Origin of the sequence: Phyllobacterium myrsinacearum (assembly GCF_014138285.1) — a bacterium.
Classification (GTDB): Bacteria; Pseudomonadota; Alphaproteobacteria; order Rhizobiales; family Rhizobiaceae; genus Phyllobacterium; species Phyllobacterium myrsinacearum_A.
Genome location: NZ_JACGXN010000004.1, coordinates 304701 through 323214, shown reverse-complemented (window position 1 = coordinate 323214; position 18514 = coordinate 304701). Strand labels below are relative to the sequence as shown.

Sequence of the window (18514 nt, the reverse complement as noted above, 5' to 3'; positions counted from 1 at the left end):
AACTTCGATCCATCCCCTTCCGTCCGATCCGGGATGGCCATCCCGGATCGGACATCTCTTACTGGACCAAACGGACTGGAAAGTCATAAGACAAGACAACAGGCTCTCATATGCTTCAATATCGGAAGCATCAAAATAGAAGCGATCCATGGAATATTGGCAGCGCTACCAACAACAATTGCGACTTCGGTGTTTTGTCAACCAGCCTATTTTGCATCAGAGTCTGCAGGAGCGCACCTGTATTGGTGGATACTGGCTCATTTCGAGAGAGATGCGTCATTATCATGCCAGCGAGGGTGTAAATTATGGCAGCGCTACCAAAAATTGAACGTACCAAGTTGAAGTTCCGGCCAAAAAACTGCGATCTAAAGCGTTTAATACTATTATTTATTCAGTCCGGGTCGTTGCAGATCAACATCGGGTTACCCGTTTCCATCGAGTATTTCCTCTCCATGGACTATTGCTTTCCTTCAAAATCGCTCAACCAATGCAGCCCCGCGACAGTGTCATTGGCCGGGCGGTACTCGCAGCCTATGAAACCGGTGTACCCGAGCGCCCCGAGCGCCCGCACTATGCGGAAGTCGTCAAGTTCTCCGGTGCCAGGTTCGTTTCGAAGAGGGACTGAAGCGATCTGCACATGACCAATGATCGGCATCAGCTCTCTCAATCCATGCAGCACATCCCCATGAATGATCTGCCGATGATAGATATCAAACTGCAGCTTGAGATTAGGCATTTTCAAGCCATCAATGACATCGGCGGCAAAATCAAAATTATTGAGGAAATATCCGGGCATATCCCTCGGGTTGATCGGTTCTATCAGGACGTCAATGCCGGCTTCTCCTGCCCGCTCACAAAGAAACGCCAATGAATTGCGAAACGTCTTCAATGCCGAGGCATCACTCCGCTCGGCAAGCCCGCTCATGACATGAACACGCCCGACATCTGTTGAACGGACATATTCCAAGGCGGTTTCCACCGACGTCCGGAATTCTTCCTCTCTGCCGACAAGCGCGGCAATGCCCCGTTCACCAGCGGACCAGTTTCCGGGAGGCAGATTGAACAGGGCTTGCTCCAATCCGAATGATTTCAGTTTGTTACCAATGATCTCCGGATCGTAATCATATGGGAAAAGATACTCGACAGCATCAAACCCTGCGGCTGAGGCGGCGGCAAAGCGATCGATAAAGTCAACTTCATTGAACATCATGGTCAAGTTTGCGGCGAAGCGTGGCATCATTTTACTGCTCCTGCAGCCTCAGGAAGTTCAAGCCCCGTTATTTGAGCAATCAACCGCGCAATGGATGCATCGTCGTCTCGCCCCATGCCAGCGGCAGCGGTCATGACAAACATCTGCAAGGCCGTGGATGCAATTGGCAGCGGAAATTTGAGGCCGCGCCCGATATCGGAGACAATACCGAGATCCTTGGTAAAAATATCGACGGCACTGAATGGGCTATAGTTGCCTTCCAGGATATGCGGTACGCGGTTTTCGAACATCCACGAATTCCCCGCTGAGGCGGTGATAACCTCATAAACCATATCCATGTCCAATCCCATTGCTTTGGCGAATGTAATGGCTTCGCAGGCCGCAGCGATATGAACGCCAGCCAGCAACTGATTGACGATTTTGAATGATGCACCAATGCCCGCTTCATCGCCCAGTTCGTAGACCTTCATGGCGATCGCATCGAGCACCGGACGGGCATGCCGGAACGCCTCCGCGTGTCCGGAAGCCATGATCGTCAGCTCGCCCGCTGCAGCACGGAGCGCGCCGCCACTAATTGGAGCATCGATGTAACGGACGCCAAGCTCACCCGCACGCCGTTCAAAATCACGTGCCATTTCTGGCGACATGGTAGCAAATGAAAGGATTGTCCCACCCTTTTGCATAACCTTTGCCGCACCGCCTTCCCCGAACAGCACCGCAAGAGTCTGAGTTGCGTTCACGACCACTACAATCACGATATCAGCGGACTCGGCCGCCTCACAGACCGTTGACGCCACACATCCACCCGCCGCCACAAAACGGTCGGCAACCTCTTCGTTTACATCATATCCAACCGCATCAAAGCCCTTACGCAACAAGGTTGTGGCGACTCCGAAACCCATCGAGCCGAGTCCAATCACACACACTTTCAAAGCCGATTGTTCACCCATGTCAGACTGTTTCCTTCCGACCCCAGAATCCATCTTCAAGCAATTTTGGCGCTTGCAAACGTACAGTTGGAAAAGTTATGGTAGCGCTGCCAAATATTGTTAGCCTATCCGCGAAAGGCTTTGCAAGTTGTTATTTCGGTTCGCCTTGTAAGGTTCCCGCGTTGAGCCAACCCAGCCGGGAGAAGCGTTTGTATTATCGGATTGGAGGAGCGAAACATGTTTATCGGTGCCGTTGCGGATGATGTTACCGGCGCGACAGATCTGTCTCTCATGCTGTCGCGGGAAGGAATGCGCACAATCCAGATCATAGGCGTACCGGATACCGACATTGATTTATCCGGCTCGGATGCCGTGGTCATAGCCTTGAAATCGAGAACCATTCTTCCATTGGAAGCTATTGAAATGTCTCTCGTTTCGGCCCGCACGCTGATGGCTGCCGGAGCTGAACAGATCCTGTTCAAATATTGCTCGACGTTCGATTCGACCGATGATGGAAATATTGGTCCGGTGATCGACGCGCTGCTGGACCTTACCGGAACGCCGGTGACAATCGCATGCCCGTCTTTTCCCGCGGCCGGTCGCACCGTTTACAAAGGCCATCTTTTCGTCGGCGACAGGCTGTTGTCTGAAAGCCCGCTCAAGGATCATCCTCTAACGCCCATGCATGACTCTGACCTGGTCCGCGTGTTGCAAAGACAAACCAGGCATCCGGTGGGTCTGATTCAGTCGGAGATAATTGCCAGTGGTTCCGAAGCCATTCGCCTTGCCATTGGCACACACCACGCCGAAGGCAAAAGAATGCTGATTGTTGATACCTTAAAGGATGATGACTTGCGCGCGATTGGCCAAGCGTGTGATGGAATGAAACTTGTCACAGGCGGCTCCGGCGTTGCGATGGGTCTTCCGGAGAATTTCAAACGCGCCGGGAAATTCACACCTCAGACACCCCTTACACAGATGATTGCAGCGCCGGGTAGATCCGCAATTCTTGCAGGTTCCTGCTCCGCGGCAACTCGCGGGCAAGTCGAAGCAGCACGTGCGGCTGGTCTGCCTACCCTGCAGCTGGACGCTCTAGCGTTTGCTGAAGGCGGTCAAACAGCCGAGCAGATCGCTGACTGGGCAATCAACGATACAGGCCACGGTATACCGCTCATCTATTCCAGTGCAGATCCAGAGGAACTCGCACAGATTCAGACGCTTATTGGCAGGCATAAGTCGGGGACATTGGTGGAAGGTGCACTGGCCGATATAGCTCAGCGCCTTCAGCATGCCGGCTTTACCCGTTTTGTGGTGGCCGGAGGCGAAACGTCCGGGGCAGTTGTTGCTGCACTTGGCGTGCGTGCGCTGCTGATCGGGCCAGAGATTGATCCTGGCGTTCCTTGGACGAGAAGCGTTGCTGGCCCCGATCTCACGCTTGCGCTCAAATCAGGCAATTTTGGCAGCGACGATTTTTTCATCAAAGCCTGGACAATGCTGGAAACTGAAACTGCGGATGCATAGGCGCAACAGTCTGCATGAACAAACAGGAGATAGGAATGACAACTACAAAAGAGGCGATTGGCTTCGTAGGCGTTGGTTTGATGGGGCACGGCATCGCAAAAAACATCGTTGAAAAGGGTTATCCCCTGCACGTGATAGCGCACCGCAATCGCGTACCGGTTGAAGATCTTATCACGCGTGGCGCAGTAGAGGTGCAGACGCTGAATCAGCTCGCGGAAAAATCAACGATTGTATTCCTTTGCCTGACAAGCTCGAATGAAGTTGAAGCCGTTGTCAACGAGATGAAGCCAAAACTCGCTGCAGGGACAGTCATTGTCGACTGTTCCACCGCCGACCCTACGGTAACCACCCGACTTGCCGCACAGCTTGCCACCCAGGGCGTGGATTATGCCGACGCGCCTCTTAGCCGAACGCCAAAAGAAGCTTGGGAAGGCACGCTCGACGCAATGGTCGGGGCAAACGATGCCGTATTTGCCCGGATAGAACCCGTCATCAGAACATGGGCAGGCAAGATCGTTCATATCGGCGAAATCGGCGATGGCCATCGCATGAAACTGCTGAACAATTTCATAGCTCTGGGCATGGGCGCGTTGTTTGCAGAGGCACTGGCTCTCTCGCGTAAGGTCGGAATATCCGTAGAGCGTTTTGACAGTGTCATTCGTGGCGGGCGTATGGACAGCGGATTTTACCAGACTTTTATGGGCTACGCGCTGGAAGGCAATCGGGACTCACATCGCTTCACACTGACGAATGCTTACAAGGATTTGAAGTATCTCGAATCCATGGCAAACGCCGCAACTGTCGGGACGCCGCTGGCAAGCGCCGCGAAAAACTCCTATGCCGCAGCTGTTGCGGCGGGTGGCAACGGCGCGGAAGATTACGTGCCGCATCTGGCCGATTTCATTGCAAAATCAAATGGTCTTTAGGAACTGAGGATCGCAATGGCGGTTATCTGCTGTCTGCGCAATAAGTTTGGGCAAATACGGATTCAATAGTTTCGTAAAATGATTGGCACACAAGTCACAATGTCATGGGCACGCACTTGAGATAAGTGCATTGCCCCCTGCTCATTTGTAAATGTATTCCACCGTGCCCTCATAGTGTCCCGCTGAAGCTGCGCGTCTTTTGGCCCATGGATACGATTGATTCGGCCAAGAACGCTTGCAGTAGCGTCACACAAATCTGCCTCCCAATCATTTCTCGCGCGTGATGGACCTATAGATTCCGTGCTTGTTGGCTTGAGCGCGCAACATGCCGAGCGTTGCGAATGGAAACTCCTTGGCGATTTCAGACAATGGTGTAGATGGATAAAGAACACGAAGTCGTTCAATCTCCTTGTGTGTCCACCTGTGATCAGGCCTGGTTAATCCCATTTGCTGGCACTGGCTTTTAATTGCAGCCATAGACCGGTGAGGCAGTGCCTGTCTGATGGTCTCAAAATTAGGATAGAGTTTCCGGCAAACAAGGAGCTCTACATGGGAGAACCGGACGTTTTTCTTCGGTGTGCTTTCATCATTCATGAATAGATTCGCATCTCTGTTTCACCCATAATTGATATATCAGAGCGGGAGAATTGCAAGAAACGTTCACAACAATCATCAGGATATTTCGAGGCCCTTCTTGGCGAGACGGACTCACCCCCGAAAAGATGGCTGCCACGACCGCAGAACTTAACAGCAACGTGGATTCCGCCGTCGATTTTGTCGTCAATGACCACATTAACGCCATGCAGGCACTTTCTGGCCGCTGCAACCGCGAAGGCATGACGGCAATAAATGAACCCAGCGTTTCGGTATTCCGATTGTCATGCTCATTCGCCAGGAGGACAGTGCCTTGCGCAAGCATGCAATGGCCTCGATCGTAATCCCCCGCGAAGACAGAACACGTGGCCTTGCACGGATCCACGCTGGTCTGCCCGGAAGCAATGACGCTTGTACTCGCCGCTTCATCACGCGAAAGAACGTTACAATCTCTTGATAGGATTCTGGATCTGCTAGCGCAATTCGCCCGAGCAAGAGACAAGCGCTTAGAAATCCGCCACCTGGCCCCATGCCGACTTGTTCAACCGCTCCGGTCGATATGGTGCCGGATCAACGATGGGCGGCGCGCCAAGAATTAGGTCGGCGATCAAATGCCCTGCCCCCGGAGATATTCCAAAGCCGTGGCCGCTGAACCCGGCTGCGAGAATAAACCCGCGGAGACCCTCAACCTCGCCGATTGCTGGAACGCCATCGGGTGTGCTGTCAATGTAGCCTGCCCACGCATTGGCAATAGGTACCTGCTTGAATGCGGGAAAGAGCTTGCAGGCACGCTGATATGTTTCGCGAATTTGGCCCTCATCCGGCCTCGGCTCAAGAATTCGATTGCGCTCCATCGGTGTCAACGCGTCAAGCTTCCAAGCCGCCAGCGTTTCATGGCCTTCACTCCATCCGTGAAAGCCGCCAGGCGAGAGGCTGCGCCAGCGTCGTGCAAACATGGGCAGAAATTCTCGCGCAAATCGAAACTGCTGAGGCGTTGGGTCCACGCGCGCGCGCCCGCTGATGGCGAGCGTGTAACCTCCGTCTCCGCGCCGGGTGATTGAAACATCAGATGTGTGCAATGCGTCAGGCAAATCACCAGCACCGGGTGCGACAGAAAGGATAGAGGAGCGAACAGAAGCCTGCGGAAACCGAATACCCAATTGGCGGCAGAAAGACGAAGCCCAGGCGCCGCCTGCCATCACCACCGTTTTTGTGCGAATGGTACCTGTCTCGGTGATTACGGCACTCACCTGCCCTGCCTCTGTTTCGATGCCACGCGCGGCACAGTTCTGGTGCACGGTGCCTCCCGCTTTAATGATGCCAAGCGCAACCACGGGAGCAGCGCGCGCAGGGTCCGCCGTGCCATCAGAAGGTGAGTAAACGCCGCCCTTCCATTCCCGTCCGGTGGCAGCCCCACGCACTGAGGCCTCCTGGCTGCTGAGCATATGGGTTGTAACACCAACAGTACGGGCAAAGTCGCGCCATCGTGCCCATCCGTCGATCTCGGACTCATTATTGCTGAGATAGAGAAGGCCACACCTTCGAAAACCCGGATCTTCACCGATTTCACTGGCGAGCCTATCCCACAGGCCAAGACTTCGGGTTGCCATCGGCAATTCCCGTGCATCGCGGTTCTGCTGCCGGCACCATCCCCAGTTTCGGCTCGATTGCTCGGCGCCGATTAGCCCCTTCTCGACCAATGCAACTTTCACACCCCGACGGGCAAGGTAATACGCGGTAAATACGCCAACAACGCCGCCGCCAATGACCACCACGTCAGCAGCCTCCGGCAGTGTGGGTGTCGTTTCAATTCTCAACAGCGGGGCCGGCATATTATGTCTCCAGTGATGCAACAACTCTAACAAGTGAGACTGAAGAACACCTGCTGGTTTTTACAAAGAAACAGCATATTATTTGGCACAATCATCATCACGCAAACAATTCTGCCTCACTGTAATTACTCGACAATATTTGGATTTGACATAATCGAAATACTCTTGCCAGGACACTTTTTCGGCATAATATGCTGCACAATGGCATTTCTGATAGTGCCTGAGAGTTACAAGGTTTTACGATGAAGCTCGACCGGATTGACATCAAGATTCTCTCTGAACTGCAAAAGAACGGGCGGATTACGAATGTCGAACTGGCAGAGCTGGTCAATCTCTCCCCCAGTCCGTGCCTCATGCGGGTCAAAAAGCTACAGAGCGACGGTTTTATCACCAGCTATTCGGCACAGATAAACATCGCAAAACTTGGTCAAACCCTGACTGTTTTCACCGAAATCACATTGCGCAATCATCGGCAGGTGGATTTTTCCCGCTTCCTTTCCGCTGTTGAAAAAATTGATTCAGTGATCGAATGCCACCTCGTTTCCGGGGGCTATGACTATCTGGTGAAGTTTGTAACCGGCGGGATATCCGAGTATCAAACGATCATGGAACGGCTGATCGATATGGATATCGGCATCGACAAATATTTCAGCTTTGTTGTGCTGAAATCACCCATTGTCAAAGCGCACATGCCTTTGACAAGCCTGTTCCCTCTATGAGAACCGTTCACCGGATCGACGGTTAATCCGTGCGGACGAATGATGCTCTCGCATGTCACAGTTTGGAAAATGCGCGCACCAATTCGGGGTCCCGCTCCAGACTGTCGAGCCAGGCAGGATCCAGCTTCGGCACCGAAGAGAAGAGTAGCCGTGAATAAGGATGGCTGTCCTGACTACCCATAGCTGACGGCGGCATTTGCGCCACTTTCTCACCCGCATACATCACTGCGATCTCGTCACAGATGGCCTGAACCACGGAAAGATCATGACTGATAAAAACATAGGATAGCCCCAGCTCGCGCTGCAGTTCCTTAAGAAGATCGATGATTGCTGCGGCCACGACTGTGTCCAGCGCTGACGTGATCTCATCGCACAGGATAAGCTGGGGCTCGGCAGCAAGTGCCCGCGCAAGATTGACCCGTTGCTTCTGCCCGCCGGAGAGCTCGGATGGCTGACGATGTTTTAACGCGCGCGGCAAATGCACCATATCAAGCAGCTGATCGATGCGCGCCTCACGGTCTCCGCCACCCATGCCATGATAAAATGCAAGCGGGCGCCCGACAATATCCGAGATGGATTTGGCAGGATTGAGCGCCGTATCTGCAAACTGGAAGACAATCTGAAGCTTGCGAAGTTCATCACGGGTACGGCCTCGCGCATCTGCCGAAAGTTCCTTTCCATCGAAACAGACGCTGCCTGAAAATGGAGGCAGGATTCCAGCTATCACCCGCGCCAGTGTTGATTTCCCGCAACCGGACTCTCCGATAATTCCGAGATTACGTCCCTGCTCCAGCTTCAGATTGACGCTCTTGAGGGCTAATATTGTGGGCTGCCCATTGCTCTTCAACGGACCATAACCTGCAACGACATCATGCACTTCCAGAATTGGTACCTTGGAGGATGCATCAGCCGCTTTTACGTGAGAAGCATAGGATGCAGGTTTGAATGCACCGAGAAGTTCGCGCGTGTAGGGATGTTTGGGTGCCGAGAGGATCTGTGCCGTCGTACCAATCTCCTGCACTTCGCCGTTCTTCAAAACCAATATCCGGTCGGCTATCTGCGCTACAACTGCAAGATCGTGCGAGACGTAAACACCGCCTATTCCCTTTTTCTTCATGACAGACTTGAATGCCCGCAACACTTCGATCTGGGTCGTCACGTCAAGTGCCGTGGTCGGTTCATCGAAAATGACCAGTTTGGGATTTCCGATCAGTGCCATTGCTGCGGACAGTCTTTGCAACTGTCCGCCGGACACCTGATGGGGATAACGCGAGCCTATAGTGTCCGGATTTGGCAGGGCCAGAGCCCGGAAAAGATCTACGGCCCGGACGCGCGCTTCGTCCATCGGCATTAGCTTGTGAATGCGCGCAACCTCGATCACCTGCTCCATGATCGTCTGGGCCGGATTAAAAGCTGCCGCCGCGCTCTGAGGAACATAGGCCACTTTGGTTCCACGCATGGATGCCCGGCTTTTTTCCGATATTGCCGCCATATCCTTGTCAGCAAACAGGACCGAGCCCTTGCTGATACGGCAGCCAGCGCGGGCGTACCCCATAAGTGTCAGGGCAATCGTCGTCTTACCCGATCCGCTTTCGCCAATCAGGGCCACTATTTCCCCTTCGGCAATATCAAAACTGACCCCGCGAATAATCTCTACTGTGCGACCAGAATCCGTTTTGGCTTCAACCTTCAGATCACGGATTTCAACGAGATTTGCCATCAAACAACACTCCGGTCACGTATTTTCTGCGGAAGATTGTCAATCAGCAGGTTTACGCTGATCGTGAGGCTTGCAATGGCGAGTGACGGGAACATCACCGCGGGAGCACCGAAAGGCAAGCCGCCAATGTTCTCGCGCACCAGCGCGCCCCAATCTGCGTTGGGTGGTTGGACGCCAAGTCCCAGAAAGGACAGGCCCGACAGCAACAGCACGATGAAGACAAAGCGCAGACCAAAATCGGCGAGCACCGGGCCAACGATATTTGGAAATATCTCGGAACAGATGAGATAGCCGATACGCTCACCCCGCGCTCGCGCCACCGTGACAAAGTCCATTGTGTTGATGTTGACAGCGAGCGCCCGGGCAAAGCGATAGCAACCCGGCGTATAGATCACCGCGAGGGTAAAAATCAGTACCGGAATGGATGATCCGATTGCAGCAACAACGACCAGTCCAAAGAGTTTGCTGGGAATCGAGTTCAGCGCATCCAGGAAACGGCTTAAGGCCGTATCGAACCAGCCGCCGATAACGGCCGCACTCATTCCGAGGACAACGCCAGTGACACACGAAATCATGACGGCCGCGAGCGAAATTCCGACTGTATAACGCGCGCCCATAAGAATCCGCGAAAACATATCACGGCCGAGGTAATCGGTGCCCATCCAGAACTTGGAAGACATGGCCCCGAAATAATCGAAGTCGACAATTTCACCGATCGGGTATGGCGTGAGAAATGGGCCGAAAATGGCGATGAGCGCCCAAAACAGGATGATGGCGAAGCCGATCATACCGACGACATTGAACCTGTAGCCAAACCTGCGGGGTGAAAGGGCAAAGTGGGCCATGATCAACGCAACCTCGGGTTAGAGAGAATGGCAATGATGTCTGCCAATGTGATCAGGAAGAGGTAGGCAAGGCAGAAGATCATTGCACAGGTCTGTATCAGCGGCAGGTCACGCGTGGCGACAGCATCGACCATCAGTTTGGCGATACCCGGATAATTGAATATGGTCTCAACGATGATCACTCCACCCAGAAGATAGGACAGGGAAAGCGCAATCGCGTTGACAATGGGTCCTAGCGCATTGGGAAGCGCATGTTTGAGAACCATTCTTCGCCGCGAAGCGCCTTTCAGCAACGCCATTTCAACATAGGGCGTATTCAGGGTTTCAACGACTGCCGCACGCGTCATCCGGATCATCTGCGCTGAAATTACAAAACTCAGCGTAATGACAGGCATGGCAAAGACCCGCAGCAGTTCGCCAAAAGAATGGACCTCGTTCGCGAAGGACAGCGCTGGCAGCCATTTCAGGTAAACGGCGAAGATCAGCACGGCAGATGTCGCCACCATGAATTCCGGCACAGAAATGACCGCGATGGTGATCGTGGTGACAATCCGGTCATAAAGCGAACCACGCAACATTGCCGCCGTGATACCAAGTGTCAGCGCAATAGGCACAGAGAATAACGCGGTTACTGCAGCCAGTTTCAGGGAGTTTACAAAGCGACCGCCAATAAGATGCGAGATGGGCATGTTGTTGGCGTATGAAATGCCGAGATCTCCCGTAGCCAGTCCATAGAGCCAGCGAATGAACCGCAATATTGCCGGATCGTTCAGATGCATCGCCGTACGCAGACCTGCGACAGCTTCCGGCGTAGCCGCTTGCCCAAGGAGGATTTCCGCCACATCACCAGGAAGCATTTCCGTCGCGAAGAACACGGCGAAGGACACGATCAGCAAGGTAACAATTGCCACGAGCAATCGCTTGAAAACAAGGGATAGAATCTGGGTGTTCATGAACGCCCTTTATGGTGCGAGTGGACCAGCATACTGGCCAGCGGCGGCGTCAGCAGGGTGCATCTGCCCCCTGCCGACCAATGATGACTATCACGCTTCCAGCCAGACATATTCCGCGAAGGCATAGCCCATCTGACCGCCGAGCGGACTTGCCTCCAGCCCCTTGAGCTTCGAGGAGATCGCATCGACGTTGGAAATGAACACCGGAATAGCCGTTCCGGCTTCTTCGGCAATCATGACCTGCATTTCACCATAAATCGCTTTGCGCTTGGCCTGGTCAAGCATTCCACGCGCCTCGATCAGCAGCTTGTCGAATTTCTCTGACTTGTACTGGCTTTCATTCCATGGAGCATCCGACGCATACAGCAGCGAGAACAGGATATCCGGCGTCGGACGCGGGTTGATGTTGCCAAAATGCACAGGAGCCTTGAGCCAGTAATTCGACCAATAGCCGTCCGAAGGCACGCGCTGTACGTCCAGCTTCATGCCAATGTTGGCGCCAGCCTGCTGGACCACGGTAGCCATATCGATCGAAGAGGTTGCCGCTTCGGATGCGACAATTGGAATGGACTGGCCCAACACGCCGGCCTTTTCAAAATGGAATTTAGCCTTGTCCGGATCGAAGGCTTTCGGCTTCAGGTCTGCATTATAGTAGATGCTTGCAGGAGAGACGGGTTGGTCATTGGCTATCTCGGCAAGTCCGCGGAGGACAGATTTCTGGATCTGCTCACGGTTCAGCAGATACTTCATACCCTGTACGAAGTCGGCTTTCTGGCCGGGCGCCATGTCGAGACGCATGTTCAAATTGGTGTAATTGCCGGAAGTTGTCTTGGACAACGCCACCGAAGGCTGGCTATCCAACAACCGCATGGCACGTGGATTGATCGAGGCTGCAAGCTGTATATCCCCTGAAAGCAATGCGTTGACGCGGGCCGTATCATCCGAGATCGCGAAGTACTCAAAGGAATCGAGATAAGGTTTGCTCTCTTTCCAATAATTCTTGTTCTTAACGGCAATCGAACGTACGCCGGGTTCAAAATTTTCGCAGACAAAGGCACCGGTGCCGTTCGCCTTGGAGAAATCCTTGGTGCCGTCGGCGATGATCATGAAATGATGCATGGCCAAGATGGTCGGCAAATCGGCATTCGCATTTGCGAGGGTGATATTCAGTGTGAGATCGTCAACGGCCTTGATGTCAGTCATCTGCTTGGCAATCGAGTTTACCTTCGATCCCACGGCTGGATCCAGATGCCGATTGAGTGAATAAACCACATCGGCCGACGTTAGTTTCTTGCCATCGTGGAACGTCACACCGCTACGCAGCTTGACGGTCCAGACCTTGGCGTCGCTGCTGTTGACACTTTCGGCGAGCTCCATCTGAGTTGCGCCGTTCTGATCAAGAAGTGTAAGCCTGTTGTAGAAGGCGCAGCAACGAACGTAATCCGTCGAGAGCGAAGCTTTTGCAGGATCAAGTGTATCCGCAGTGGAAGAGGACCAGCCCGCGGCCTTGAGTGAACCGCCCGAAACCGGGGCAGCAGCAAGGGCAGCTGTAGAGCGTCCGATAATGCTCCCGCCTGCCATCGCCGTCATTCCGCCCAGCATTAGCATCTGCAGGAGCTCACGGCGGTTCGCGCCACGGCGGATTGCATTTTCAACCATCGCATCGTCAGCTTTGGTCCAGTTCAAGAATTTCTTGTCCATCTGAAGTTCCCCTATCGTTGATCGCATTTGGACATCTGGTTTATTTCCACCAGTTCAGTCCGGGTTGATGATTCATTCAGGCTGCAATTGTTTGATCCACGGCATCAGCCAGCGCTGCCATTGACGTAAAATGATAGTCAGGTTCAGTGAAGCGCTCCGGTTCGATGGTAGCGCCGTATCCATTCTGATCGTGGCGTCTCTGAATCCAGCAATTGGTCAAGCCCAGCTTCCTGGAAATTCCGATGTCGTGATACTGGCTCTGAGCGACATGCAGGATGTCGTTACGGGAATTGCCCTCGGCCTCGACGAACTTGAATACCTCCTCAAAGAAGGCCGGGTCTGGCTTTTCTGTGCCGGTATCATCCGTTGTGAAGCCGGCAAAGAACGGGTCTCCGATTTCCTTGGAAAAGCATTCGAAAGCCCAGCGCTGCGCATTCGTCATTGCAATGAGCCGATATCTCTTGGCCAGCCTTGCCATTGCTTCCGCACTATCCGGAAATCCTTTCCACGACTTGGCGGCATCGCGAAGGCTTTCGCCATAACGGCGCTCGGCGGGCAACCCGAGCTCTGGTGCTATACGGAGATAGACACGGACGAGATCGTCGGGAAAAGGCTCGACATCCGGTTCGTAACGCGCCTGACGGTACAAGGTGAGAGCGGCTTCCTCATCGATCATCACACCGGTCTCGGCCGCAATCATTGAAAGACTGTCCTTGAGACCACTTTCGAAATCAATCAGCGTGCCGACGACGTCAAAGGTGAGATACTTGAAATCTTTGAAGGGCTTTGCCAATTCATTGCTCCTCGTTTGCACAGGCGTCCGTATTCAAGTGCTGAAACCATATCCGTAGAATAAAATGCTGTGTCCGATCTTGCCGATCAGGATGTTCCCGTGGCTTCGCGCCATTTACACGCATACTCTGACAACATTCATTCGCCAGATTCTCTGAATGGGCGCAGACTGACGGCACAAAATTGCGAATATCGCGCCAACTCGGTATATCGGGCCATTCAGGCGGCTACCTGCGCGCCTCGCCGGCCGATCATTTCATAGCTGCCCGTACATCCGGGTCCTCAAGCGTCTGATCAAGTGTCATGCGCGTACGGTCGATGATAGCCTCGATATCATCCTCTGTGCAGCACAGTGGCGGCGCATATCCCAGCACACCATTCCCGAATGCCCGGACGACCAGGCCATTGTCCCATGCACGGTCGAAAATGCGCCGCGAGGGATCGGCTGCGACGGGCAGCGGGGTCTTGCGTTCCTTGTCTGTGACCAACTCAATCGCTGCCAGCATGCCCCGACCGCGAACCTCGCCCACAAGCGGATGATCGGACAGGCCGCGAAGTCCCGCCATGAGATGCGCGCCCGCCTTACGGCCATTCTCAAGCAGACCACCTTCATAAAGTCGAAGAACTTCAAGCCCCACCGCAGCACTGACCGGGTGAGCGGAGTAAGTATAGCCGTGGCCAACGGCAGATGCGCCTGCCCCATCGGCTATTGTGTTGTAGACATTATCGGACATGAAAACCGCTCCCATTGGTACGTAACCGGAGGTCAGTCCCTTGGCGGTCGTGATGAAATCGGGAACGATGCCTTCATCCGAACAGGCAAACAGCGGGCCAGTGCGCCCAAAAGCCGTAATAACCTCATCGGCGACAAAAAGGATGTCGAGCTCGGTGCAAAGATCGCGCATGGCCTTCATCCAGCCTGCAGGAGGAACCAGCACACCACCTGATCCCTGGATGGGTTCCACATAGAAAGCAGCAACCCGGTCCGCACCGAGTTCTGTTACCTTTGCCCGCAGTGCGGCAGTTGATTCTGCGATGATTGCCTGCGGATCAGGACCAACCGGATTCCGGTAAGAATAATGCGACGGAATTTTATGCTGCCAATCAAAGGGAGCGCCAAATCCCGCATGGAATGCCGGCAGAGCCGTCAGCCCGGCACCTACGGTCGATGAACCGTGATAACCTTGCTCCAGAGATATGAACTGGTCTTTTTTGGGTGTCCCTTTCGCGTGGTAATAATAGCGGATGAACCGAACTGTACTGTCTATGGCATCAGAACCACCAAGGGTGAAATAGACATGATTGAGATCACCCGGTGCCCGATCAGCCAATTCAGAAGCAAGACGGATGGCAGGCTCGGAACCGAGGCCGAAATAACCTGTAGCGTAGGGTAATTCACGTAACTGGTTTGCTGCAGCTTCGACGATACTCTCTTGTCCGTAGCCAGCATTGACGCACCAGAGCCCGGCAAACCCGTCGATCAGCTGATGACCGCTGTAGTCGATCACTCTCGCTCCGGAACCCGATTTCAGGACACGAACGCCTGCTTTTTCGTGACCGCGATACGACATGACAGGATGTATCAGGTGGGCGCGGTCAAGTTCGATCAAAGAATTGCTCAGCATTTTTGTCTCCGTGTTCAACCGAGGGCCTGACTGGCCAGCGCGAAAGTATGAAATGCGGACATGTGGTCCAGGATTGCAGCGCCACGACGCATGGCGATCCCGCCGCCGACCTGGGCCAGCCCGTGCTCGTTCAACCAAGGCGCGAGCCCTGCTGCTTCAGGTATGTCGACGCGCAGAAAGGTCCCGGCGCGCTCGGCAAAAAGGAACGCCAGCAATTGGCACGCGTCCTCCACATTCATCGCAACAACTGGCCCAATCACCTCGCCTCGCCCGAAAGTTCGCAGAGCTGCGAAGCCGATCATTCGACCCTCTCGACGAAGAACTGCGATGCGGGCGTTTCGCCCCAGAAAGGTCATAAGCCTGGTACGATCCAGACCCGATGCGACTTGATCCATTCTCACAAATTCCATGGCATCATCGCCGGTGGCCCAGCTCACATCCGGATTTGGTGAGGTTCCAGTCGCAATACCCTGATATTGCTTGACCTTTCCAGTCACACGAAAGCCAAGCTTCTCATACAGAGGCAGTCCGTCCTGCGTTGCCACCAGCCGGCATTCGAGCCCATCGCTTTGTTGCAAAGCGAAGTCCATCAGCCGCCGGCCAATCCCGCGGCCGCGCATTGCCTCATCCACGATGACCATGTTGATCGATGCGGCCCGCTGGCCAAACTGCGTAACCAGCGTGGTGCCAACCACGCGACCTCGGTCGAGAGCCACAACGCCCGTACTGAGATCCAGAACCATCGTCCAATCTTCACGGCGATGGGGCCATTTCGCTTGCCTTGAAAGTGCAAGTGCTCCGTCAAGATGATCTTTCGTGAATTCGACCAGTTCGATCTGGGTGGCATGCATACTGAAGTCTCTGGTTGTTCATTCGGTCTTCTTTCTTGATAGACCCAACCGTAAAGAACTTACTCCCGACAATGAGGATGCCACGATATCTTTCGCTGTACGTTGCTGCAGCCACCGCATCTTATGCCGCAGCGGCTTCAAGTGAAGTCTGGATTGCCGGCTGTGAGAAGGCCCGCGATCCAAAACCTGCGCAACTCTCTGCCAAAGCTCAACAGCGATACAGAACAATCTGCTTTCCGTGAGGGCAATTGCGGTGCCCCGGCCAGCTGCAGGCCGCCTATGATATTTCTATTGAGGGGGCGCTGGCGCGCCGAGTTCTTGAGGAAGCACAAAGAATGATCCAGTTCCGGCCGAAATACATCACGTTTGACTGCTATGGCACACTTACCAACTTCCAGATGGCTGAAGCTGCGCAGAAGATTTATGGCGCACAACTTGATGCCGCAGAGATGGCGCAGTTCATCAAGAATTTTGCGGCTTATCGTCTTGATGAAATTCTGGGAGATTGGAAGCCGTACAATGAAGTCCTGCATAACGCCGTAGAACGCACATGCAAAAAGAACAACGTTACCTTCCGTGCTAAAGACGCTCGCGCAATTTATGATTCCGTTCCCACTTGGGGTCCTCATGCGGATGTGCCAGCCGGATTAGCGAAAGTAGCAAAGGAAATACCGCTGGTAATCCTTTCAAACGCCATGAACGAGCAGATCATGTCGAATGTTGAAAAGCTCGGCGCACCATTTCACGCGGTTTACACGGCACAGCAGGCCGGCGCTTACAAGCCTCGCTTCAAGGCATTTGAATACATGTTTGATACGCTGGGCTGTAATCCCGAGGATGTACTGCACTGTTCCTCATCATTTCGATATGATCTGATGTCAGCCTATGATCTTGGCATTAAGAACAAGGTTTGGGTCAATCGCGGCCATGAGCCAGCAAATCCCTTTTATGAATATACGGAAATCAAGGATATTTCCGGACTGCCAGGCGTTGTCGGTTTGTGATGGAAAAGACGATGCAGTTCAAACCCTACTGGCATGACACCGCACCAATTTTTACCGGAGCGTCTAACGGTCCCGTGGAGGGCCATTACGATGTAGCAATCATTGGCGCTGGCTTCACTGGCCTTTCAGCGGCGCGTCATCTGGCGAAAGCTGGGGCAAAGGTCGTCATCCTCGAAGCAAACCATGTCGGCTGGGGCGCATCGGGCCGCAATGGCGGGCATCTCAACAATGGTCTCTCTCACAGCTTTCTGGCAGCCAAGAATGAATTGGGCATTGAACGTGCAAAGGCACTTTACCGCGCCTTTGACGATTCCATCGATACGATCGAGCGCATCATCGGCGAGGAGAAAATTGAATGCGATTTTCGCCGTGCCGGGAAGTTGAAACTCGCGTCAAAGCCCACGCATTTTGCGGCAATCGCCCGCAATTTTGAAGCCGTGAACCGGGAAATCGATGCCGAGACGGAATTGCTGGAACGTGACGATCTCAAAGCCGAAATTGGTTCATCTGCTTTCCATGGCGCGATGCTTTCGAAGAAAAGCGCAATGATGCATATGGGACGGTTTGTCGTGGGACTGGCCAATGCTGCCGTTCGTCACGGGGCGATCATTTTCGAAAATGCATCCGTGACAGAGCGGCACACCGCAAACGGCAAGCATGTGCTCACAACAACAAACGGCGAGGTTGTTGCGGACAATATCCTTTTGGCAACAGGCGCTTATACCACAGGGCTCTTCAGCTATTTTCGGAGGCGTATCATACCCGTCGGCAGTTTCCTCATTGCGACACGCCCCCTCTCGGAAGATGAAGTGGCGGCGGTCATGCCCGGCAACAGGACCTGTGTTACCTCCATGAATATAGGCAATTACTTTCGACTGTCGCCGGATAACCGCCTTATCTTCGGAGGGCGCGCGCGCTTCTCGGCCACATCGGACCAAAGATCCGATACAAAGAGCGGCGATATTCTCGAGGCAAGTCTGGCCCAGATATTTCCACAGCTTGCAAATGTTGCAATCGACTACTGCTGGGGTGGTTTGGTGGATATGACCAAGGACCGTTTCCCACGCGCCGGATTCGCTGACGATGTCTGGTTCGCTATGGGGTATTCCGGGCACGGAGCGCAGCTGTCCACGCATATGGGTATCATCATTGCGGACGCCATTCTCGGAAAGTCTGATCGCAACCCCGTTTCAGGGCTCGAATGGCCAGCCATTATGGGACATTTTGGAAAGCCCTGGTTCCTGCCGATTGTTGGGATGTATTACAAGGCACTCGACAAATTTCAGTAAGGG

The 18514-nt window shown here is 53.9% G+C and carries 15 protein-coding genes; 5 read left to right on the top strand and 10 right to left on the bottom strand.

The window, feature by feature from the left end; translation table 11 throughout:
* Window positions 1–457: 457 nt before the first annotated feature.
* Together otnI and ltnD are read right to left on the bottom strand one after the other, a co-directional pair.
* A complete protein-coding gene (otnI, locus tag FHW16_RS16170; protein ID WP_182550263.1) occupies window positions 458–1237 on the bottom strand; it encodes a 2-oxo-tetronate isomerase in 780 nt (259 codons plus the stop codon).
* Complete coding sequence (gene ltnD, locus FHW16_RS16165; protein ID WP_182550237.1) at window positions 1237–2160, bottom strand: L-threonate dehydrogenase; 924 nt, start codon at window positions 2158–2160, stop codon at window positions 1237–1239. Before ltnD ends, otnI begins: the two co-directional genes overlap by 1 nt.
* Window positions 2161–2376: 216 nt before the next feature.
* Between ltnD and otnK the strand changes: the two genes are divergently transcribed.
* Window positions 2377–3660, top strand: a complete 1284-nt coding sequence (gene otnK, locus FHW16_RS16160; RefSeq protein ID WP_182550236.1) for a 3-oxo-tetronate kinase — start codon at window positions 2377–2379, stop codon at window positions 3658–3660.
* Between the two features lie 29 nt (window positions 3661–3689).
* Window positions 3690–4586, top strand: a complete 897-nt coding sequence (locus FHW16_RS16155) for an NAD(P)-dependent oxidoreductase (protein ID WP_182550262.1) — start codon at window positions 3690–3692, stop codon at window positions 4584–4586.
* Between the two features lie 1100 nt (window positions 4587–5686).
* Here the strand turns inward: FHW16_RS16155 and FHW16_RS16150 are convergent.
* Window positions 5687–7012: an NAD(P)/FAD-dependent oxidoreductase gene (locus FHW16_RS16150; RefSeq protein WP_182550235.1), complete on the bottom strand. Its 1326-nt coding sequence runs from the start codon at window positions 7010–7012 to the stop codon at window positions 5687–5689.
* Window positions 7013–7254: 242 nt separating this feature from the next.
* On the opposite strand from FHW16_RS16150, the gene FHW16_RS16145 reads away from it, so the two are divergent.
* Window positions 7255–7731 (top strand): Lrp/AsnC family transcriptional regulator, encoded by a 477-nt coding sequence (locus tag FHW16_RS16145; protein WP_182550234.1) that lies wholly within the window; start codon window positions 7255–7257, stop codon window positions 7729–7731.
* A 55-nt stretch (window positions 7732–7786) separates the two neighbouring features.
* On the opposite strand, the gene FHW16_RS16140 is transcribed toward FHW16_RS16145, so the two are convergent.
* The 7 genes from FHW16_RS16140 to FHW16_RS16110 form a co-directional block, all read right to left on the bottom strand.
* Window positions 7787–9451 carry an ABC transporter ATP-binding protein gene (locus tag FHW16_RS16140; protein WP_182550233.1) on the bottom strand — a complete coding sequence of 555 codons (1665 nt, stop codon included), beginning with the start codon at window positions 9449–9451 and terminating at the stop codon, window positions 7787–7789.
* A complete protein-coding gene (locus tag FHW16_RS16135) occupies window positions 9451–10296 on the bottom strand; it encodes an ABC transporter permease (protein WP_182550232.1) in 846 nt (281 codons plus the stop codon). The genes FHW16_RS16140 and FHW16_RS16135 overlap by 1 nt, the downstream gene beginning before the upstream one ends.
* Window positions 10297–10298: 2 nt before the next feature.
* Window positions 10299–11249: an ABC transporter permease gene (locus FHW16_RS16130; protein WP_182550231.1), complete on the bottom strand. Its 951-nt coding sequence runs from the start codon at window positions 11247–11249 to the stop codon at window positions 10299–10301.
* 90 nt (window positions 11250–11339) lie between these two features.
* The gene (locus tag FHW16_RS16125; RefSeq protein WP_182550230.1) at window positions 11340–12950 is read right to left on the bottom strand and encodes an ABC transporter substrate-binding protein; all 1611 of its coding nucleotides are present in this window, start codon (window positions 12948–12950) and stop codon (window positions 11340–11342) included.
* A gap of 76 nt (window positions 12951–13026) precedes the next feature.
* Window positions 13027–13743 carry an HAD-IA family hydrolase gene (locus FHW16_RS16120; RefSeq protein WP_182550229.1) on the bottom strand — a complete coding sequence of 239 codons (717 nt, stop codon included), beginning with the start codon at window positions 13741–13743 and terminating at the stop codon, window positions 13027–13029.
* Window positions 13744–13993: 250 nt separating this feature from the next.
* Window positions 13994–15367 (bottom strand): aspartate aminotransferase family protein, encoded by a 1374-nt coding sequence (locus FHW16_RS16115; RefSeq protein ID WP_182550228.1) that lies wholly within the window; start codon window positions 15365–15367, stop codon window positions 13994–13996.
* A 14-nt stretch (window positions 15368–15381) separates the two neighbouring features.
* A complete protein-coding gene (locus tag FHW16_RS16110; RefSeq protein ID WP_182550227.1) occupies window positions 15382–16218 on the bottom strand; it encodes a GNAT family N-acetyltransferase in 837 nt (278 codons plus the stop codon).
* Between the two features lie 335 nt (window positions 16219–16553).
* Between FHW16_RS16110 and FHW16_RS16105 the strand changes: the two genes are divergently transcribed.
* Window positions 16554–17222 (top strand): haloacid dehalogenase type II, encoded by a 669-nt coding sequence (locus FHW16_RS16105; RefSeq protein WP_182550226.1) that lies wholly within the window; start codon window positions 16554–16556, stop codon window positions 17220–17222.
* Window positions 17223–17233: 11 nt separating this feature from the next.
* Window positions 17234–18511, top strand: a complete 1278-nt coding sequence (locus FHW16_RS16100; protein ID WP_182550225.1) for an NAD(P)/FAD-dependent oxidoreductase — start codon at window positions 17234–17236, stop codon at window positions 18509–18511.
* Window positions 18512–18514 lie beyond the last annotated feature (3 nt).

What these genes read in the sequence shown, in the direction of transcription:
- FHW16_RS16140 (WP_182550233.1), bottom strand. Translation starts at nt 9,451, where the DNA reads ATGGCAAATCTCGTTGAAATCCGTGATCTGAAGGTTGAAGCCAAAACG.
- FHW16_RS16105 (WP_182550226.1), top strand. Translation starts at nt 16,554, where the DNA reads ATGATCCAGTTCCGGCCGAAATACATCACGTTTGACTGCTATGGCACA.
- FHW16_RS16115 (WP_182550228.1), bottom strand. Translation starts at nt 15,367, where the DNA reads ATGCTGAGCAATTCTTTGATCGAACTTGACCGCGCCCACCTGATACAT.
- FHW16_RS16110 (WP_182550227.1), bottom strand. Translation starts at nt 16,218, where the DNA reads ATGCATGCCACCCAGATCGAACTGGTCGAATTCACGAAAGATCATCTT.
- FHW16_RS16150 (WP_182550235.1), bottom strand. Translation starts at nt 7,012, where the DNA reads ATGCCGGCCCCGCTGTTGAGAATTGAAACGACACCCACACTGCCGGAG.
- FHW16_RS16130 (WP_182550231.1), bottom strand. Translation starts at nt 11,249, where the DNA reads ATGAACACCCAGATTCTATCCCTTGTTTTCAAGCGATTGCTCGTGGCA.
- FHW16_RS16145 (WP_182550234.1), top strand. Translation starts at nt 7,255, where the DNA reads ATGAAGCTCGACCGGATTGACATCAAGATTCTCTCTGAACTGCAAAAG.
- otnI (WP_182550263.1), bottom strand. Translation starts at nt 1,237, where the DNA reads ATGCCACGCTTCGCCGCAAACTTGACCATGATGTTCAATGAAGTTGAC.
- otnK (WP_182550236.1), top strand. Translation starts at nt 2,377, where the DNA reads ATGTTTATCGGTGCCGTTGCGGATGATGTTACCGGCGCGACAGATCTG.
- FHW16_RS16125 (WP_182550230.1), bottom strand. Translation starts at nt 12,950, where the DNA reads ATGGACAAGAAATTCTTGAACTGGACCAAAGCTGACGATGCGATGGTT.
- FHW16_RS16100 (WP_182550225.1), top strand. Translation starts at nt 17,234, where the DNA reads ATGCAGTTCAAACCCTACTGGCATGACACCGCACCAATTTTTACCGGA.
- FHW16_RS16135 (WP_182550232.1), bottom strand. Translation starts at nt 10,296, where the DNA reads ATGGCCCACTTTGCCCTTTCACCCCGCAGGTTTGGCTACAGGTTCAAT.
- ltnD (WP_182550237.1), bottom strand. Translation starts at nt 2,160, where the DNA reads ATGGGTGAACAATCGGCTTTGAAAGTGTGTGTGATTGGACTCGGCTCG.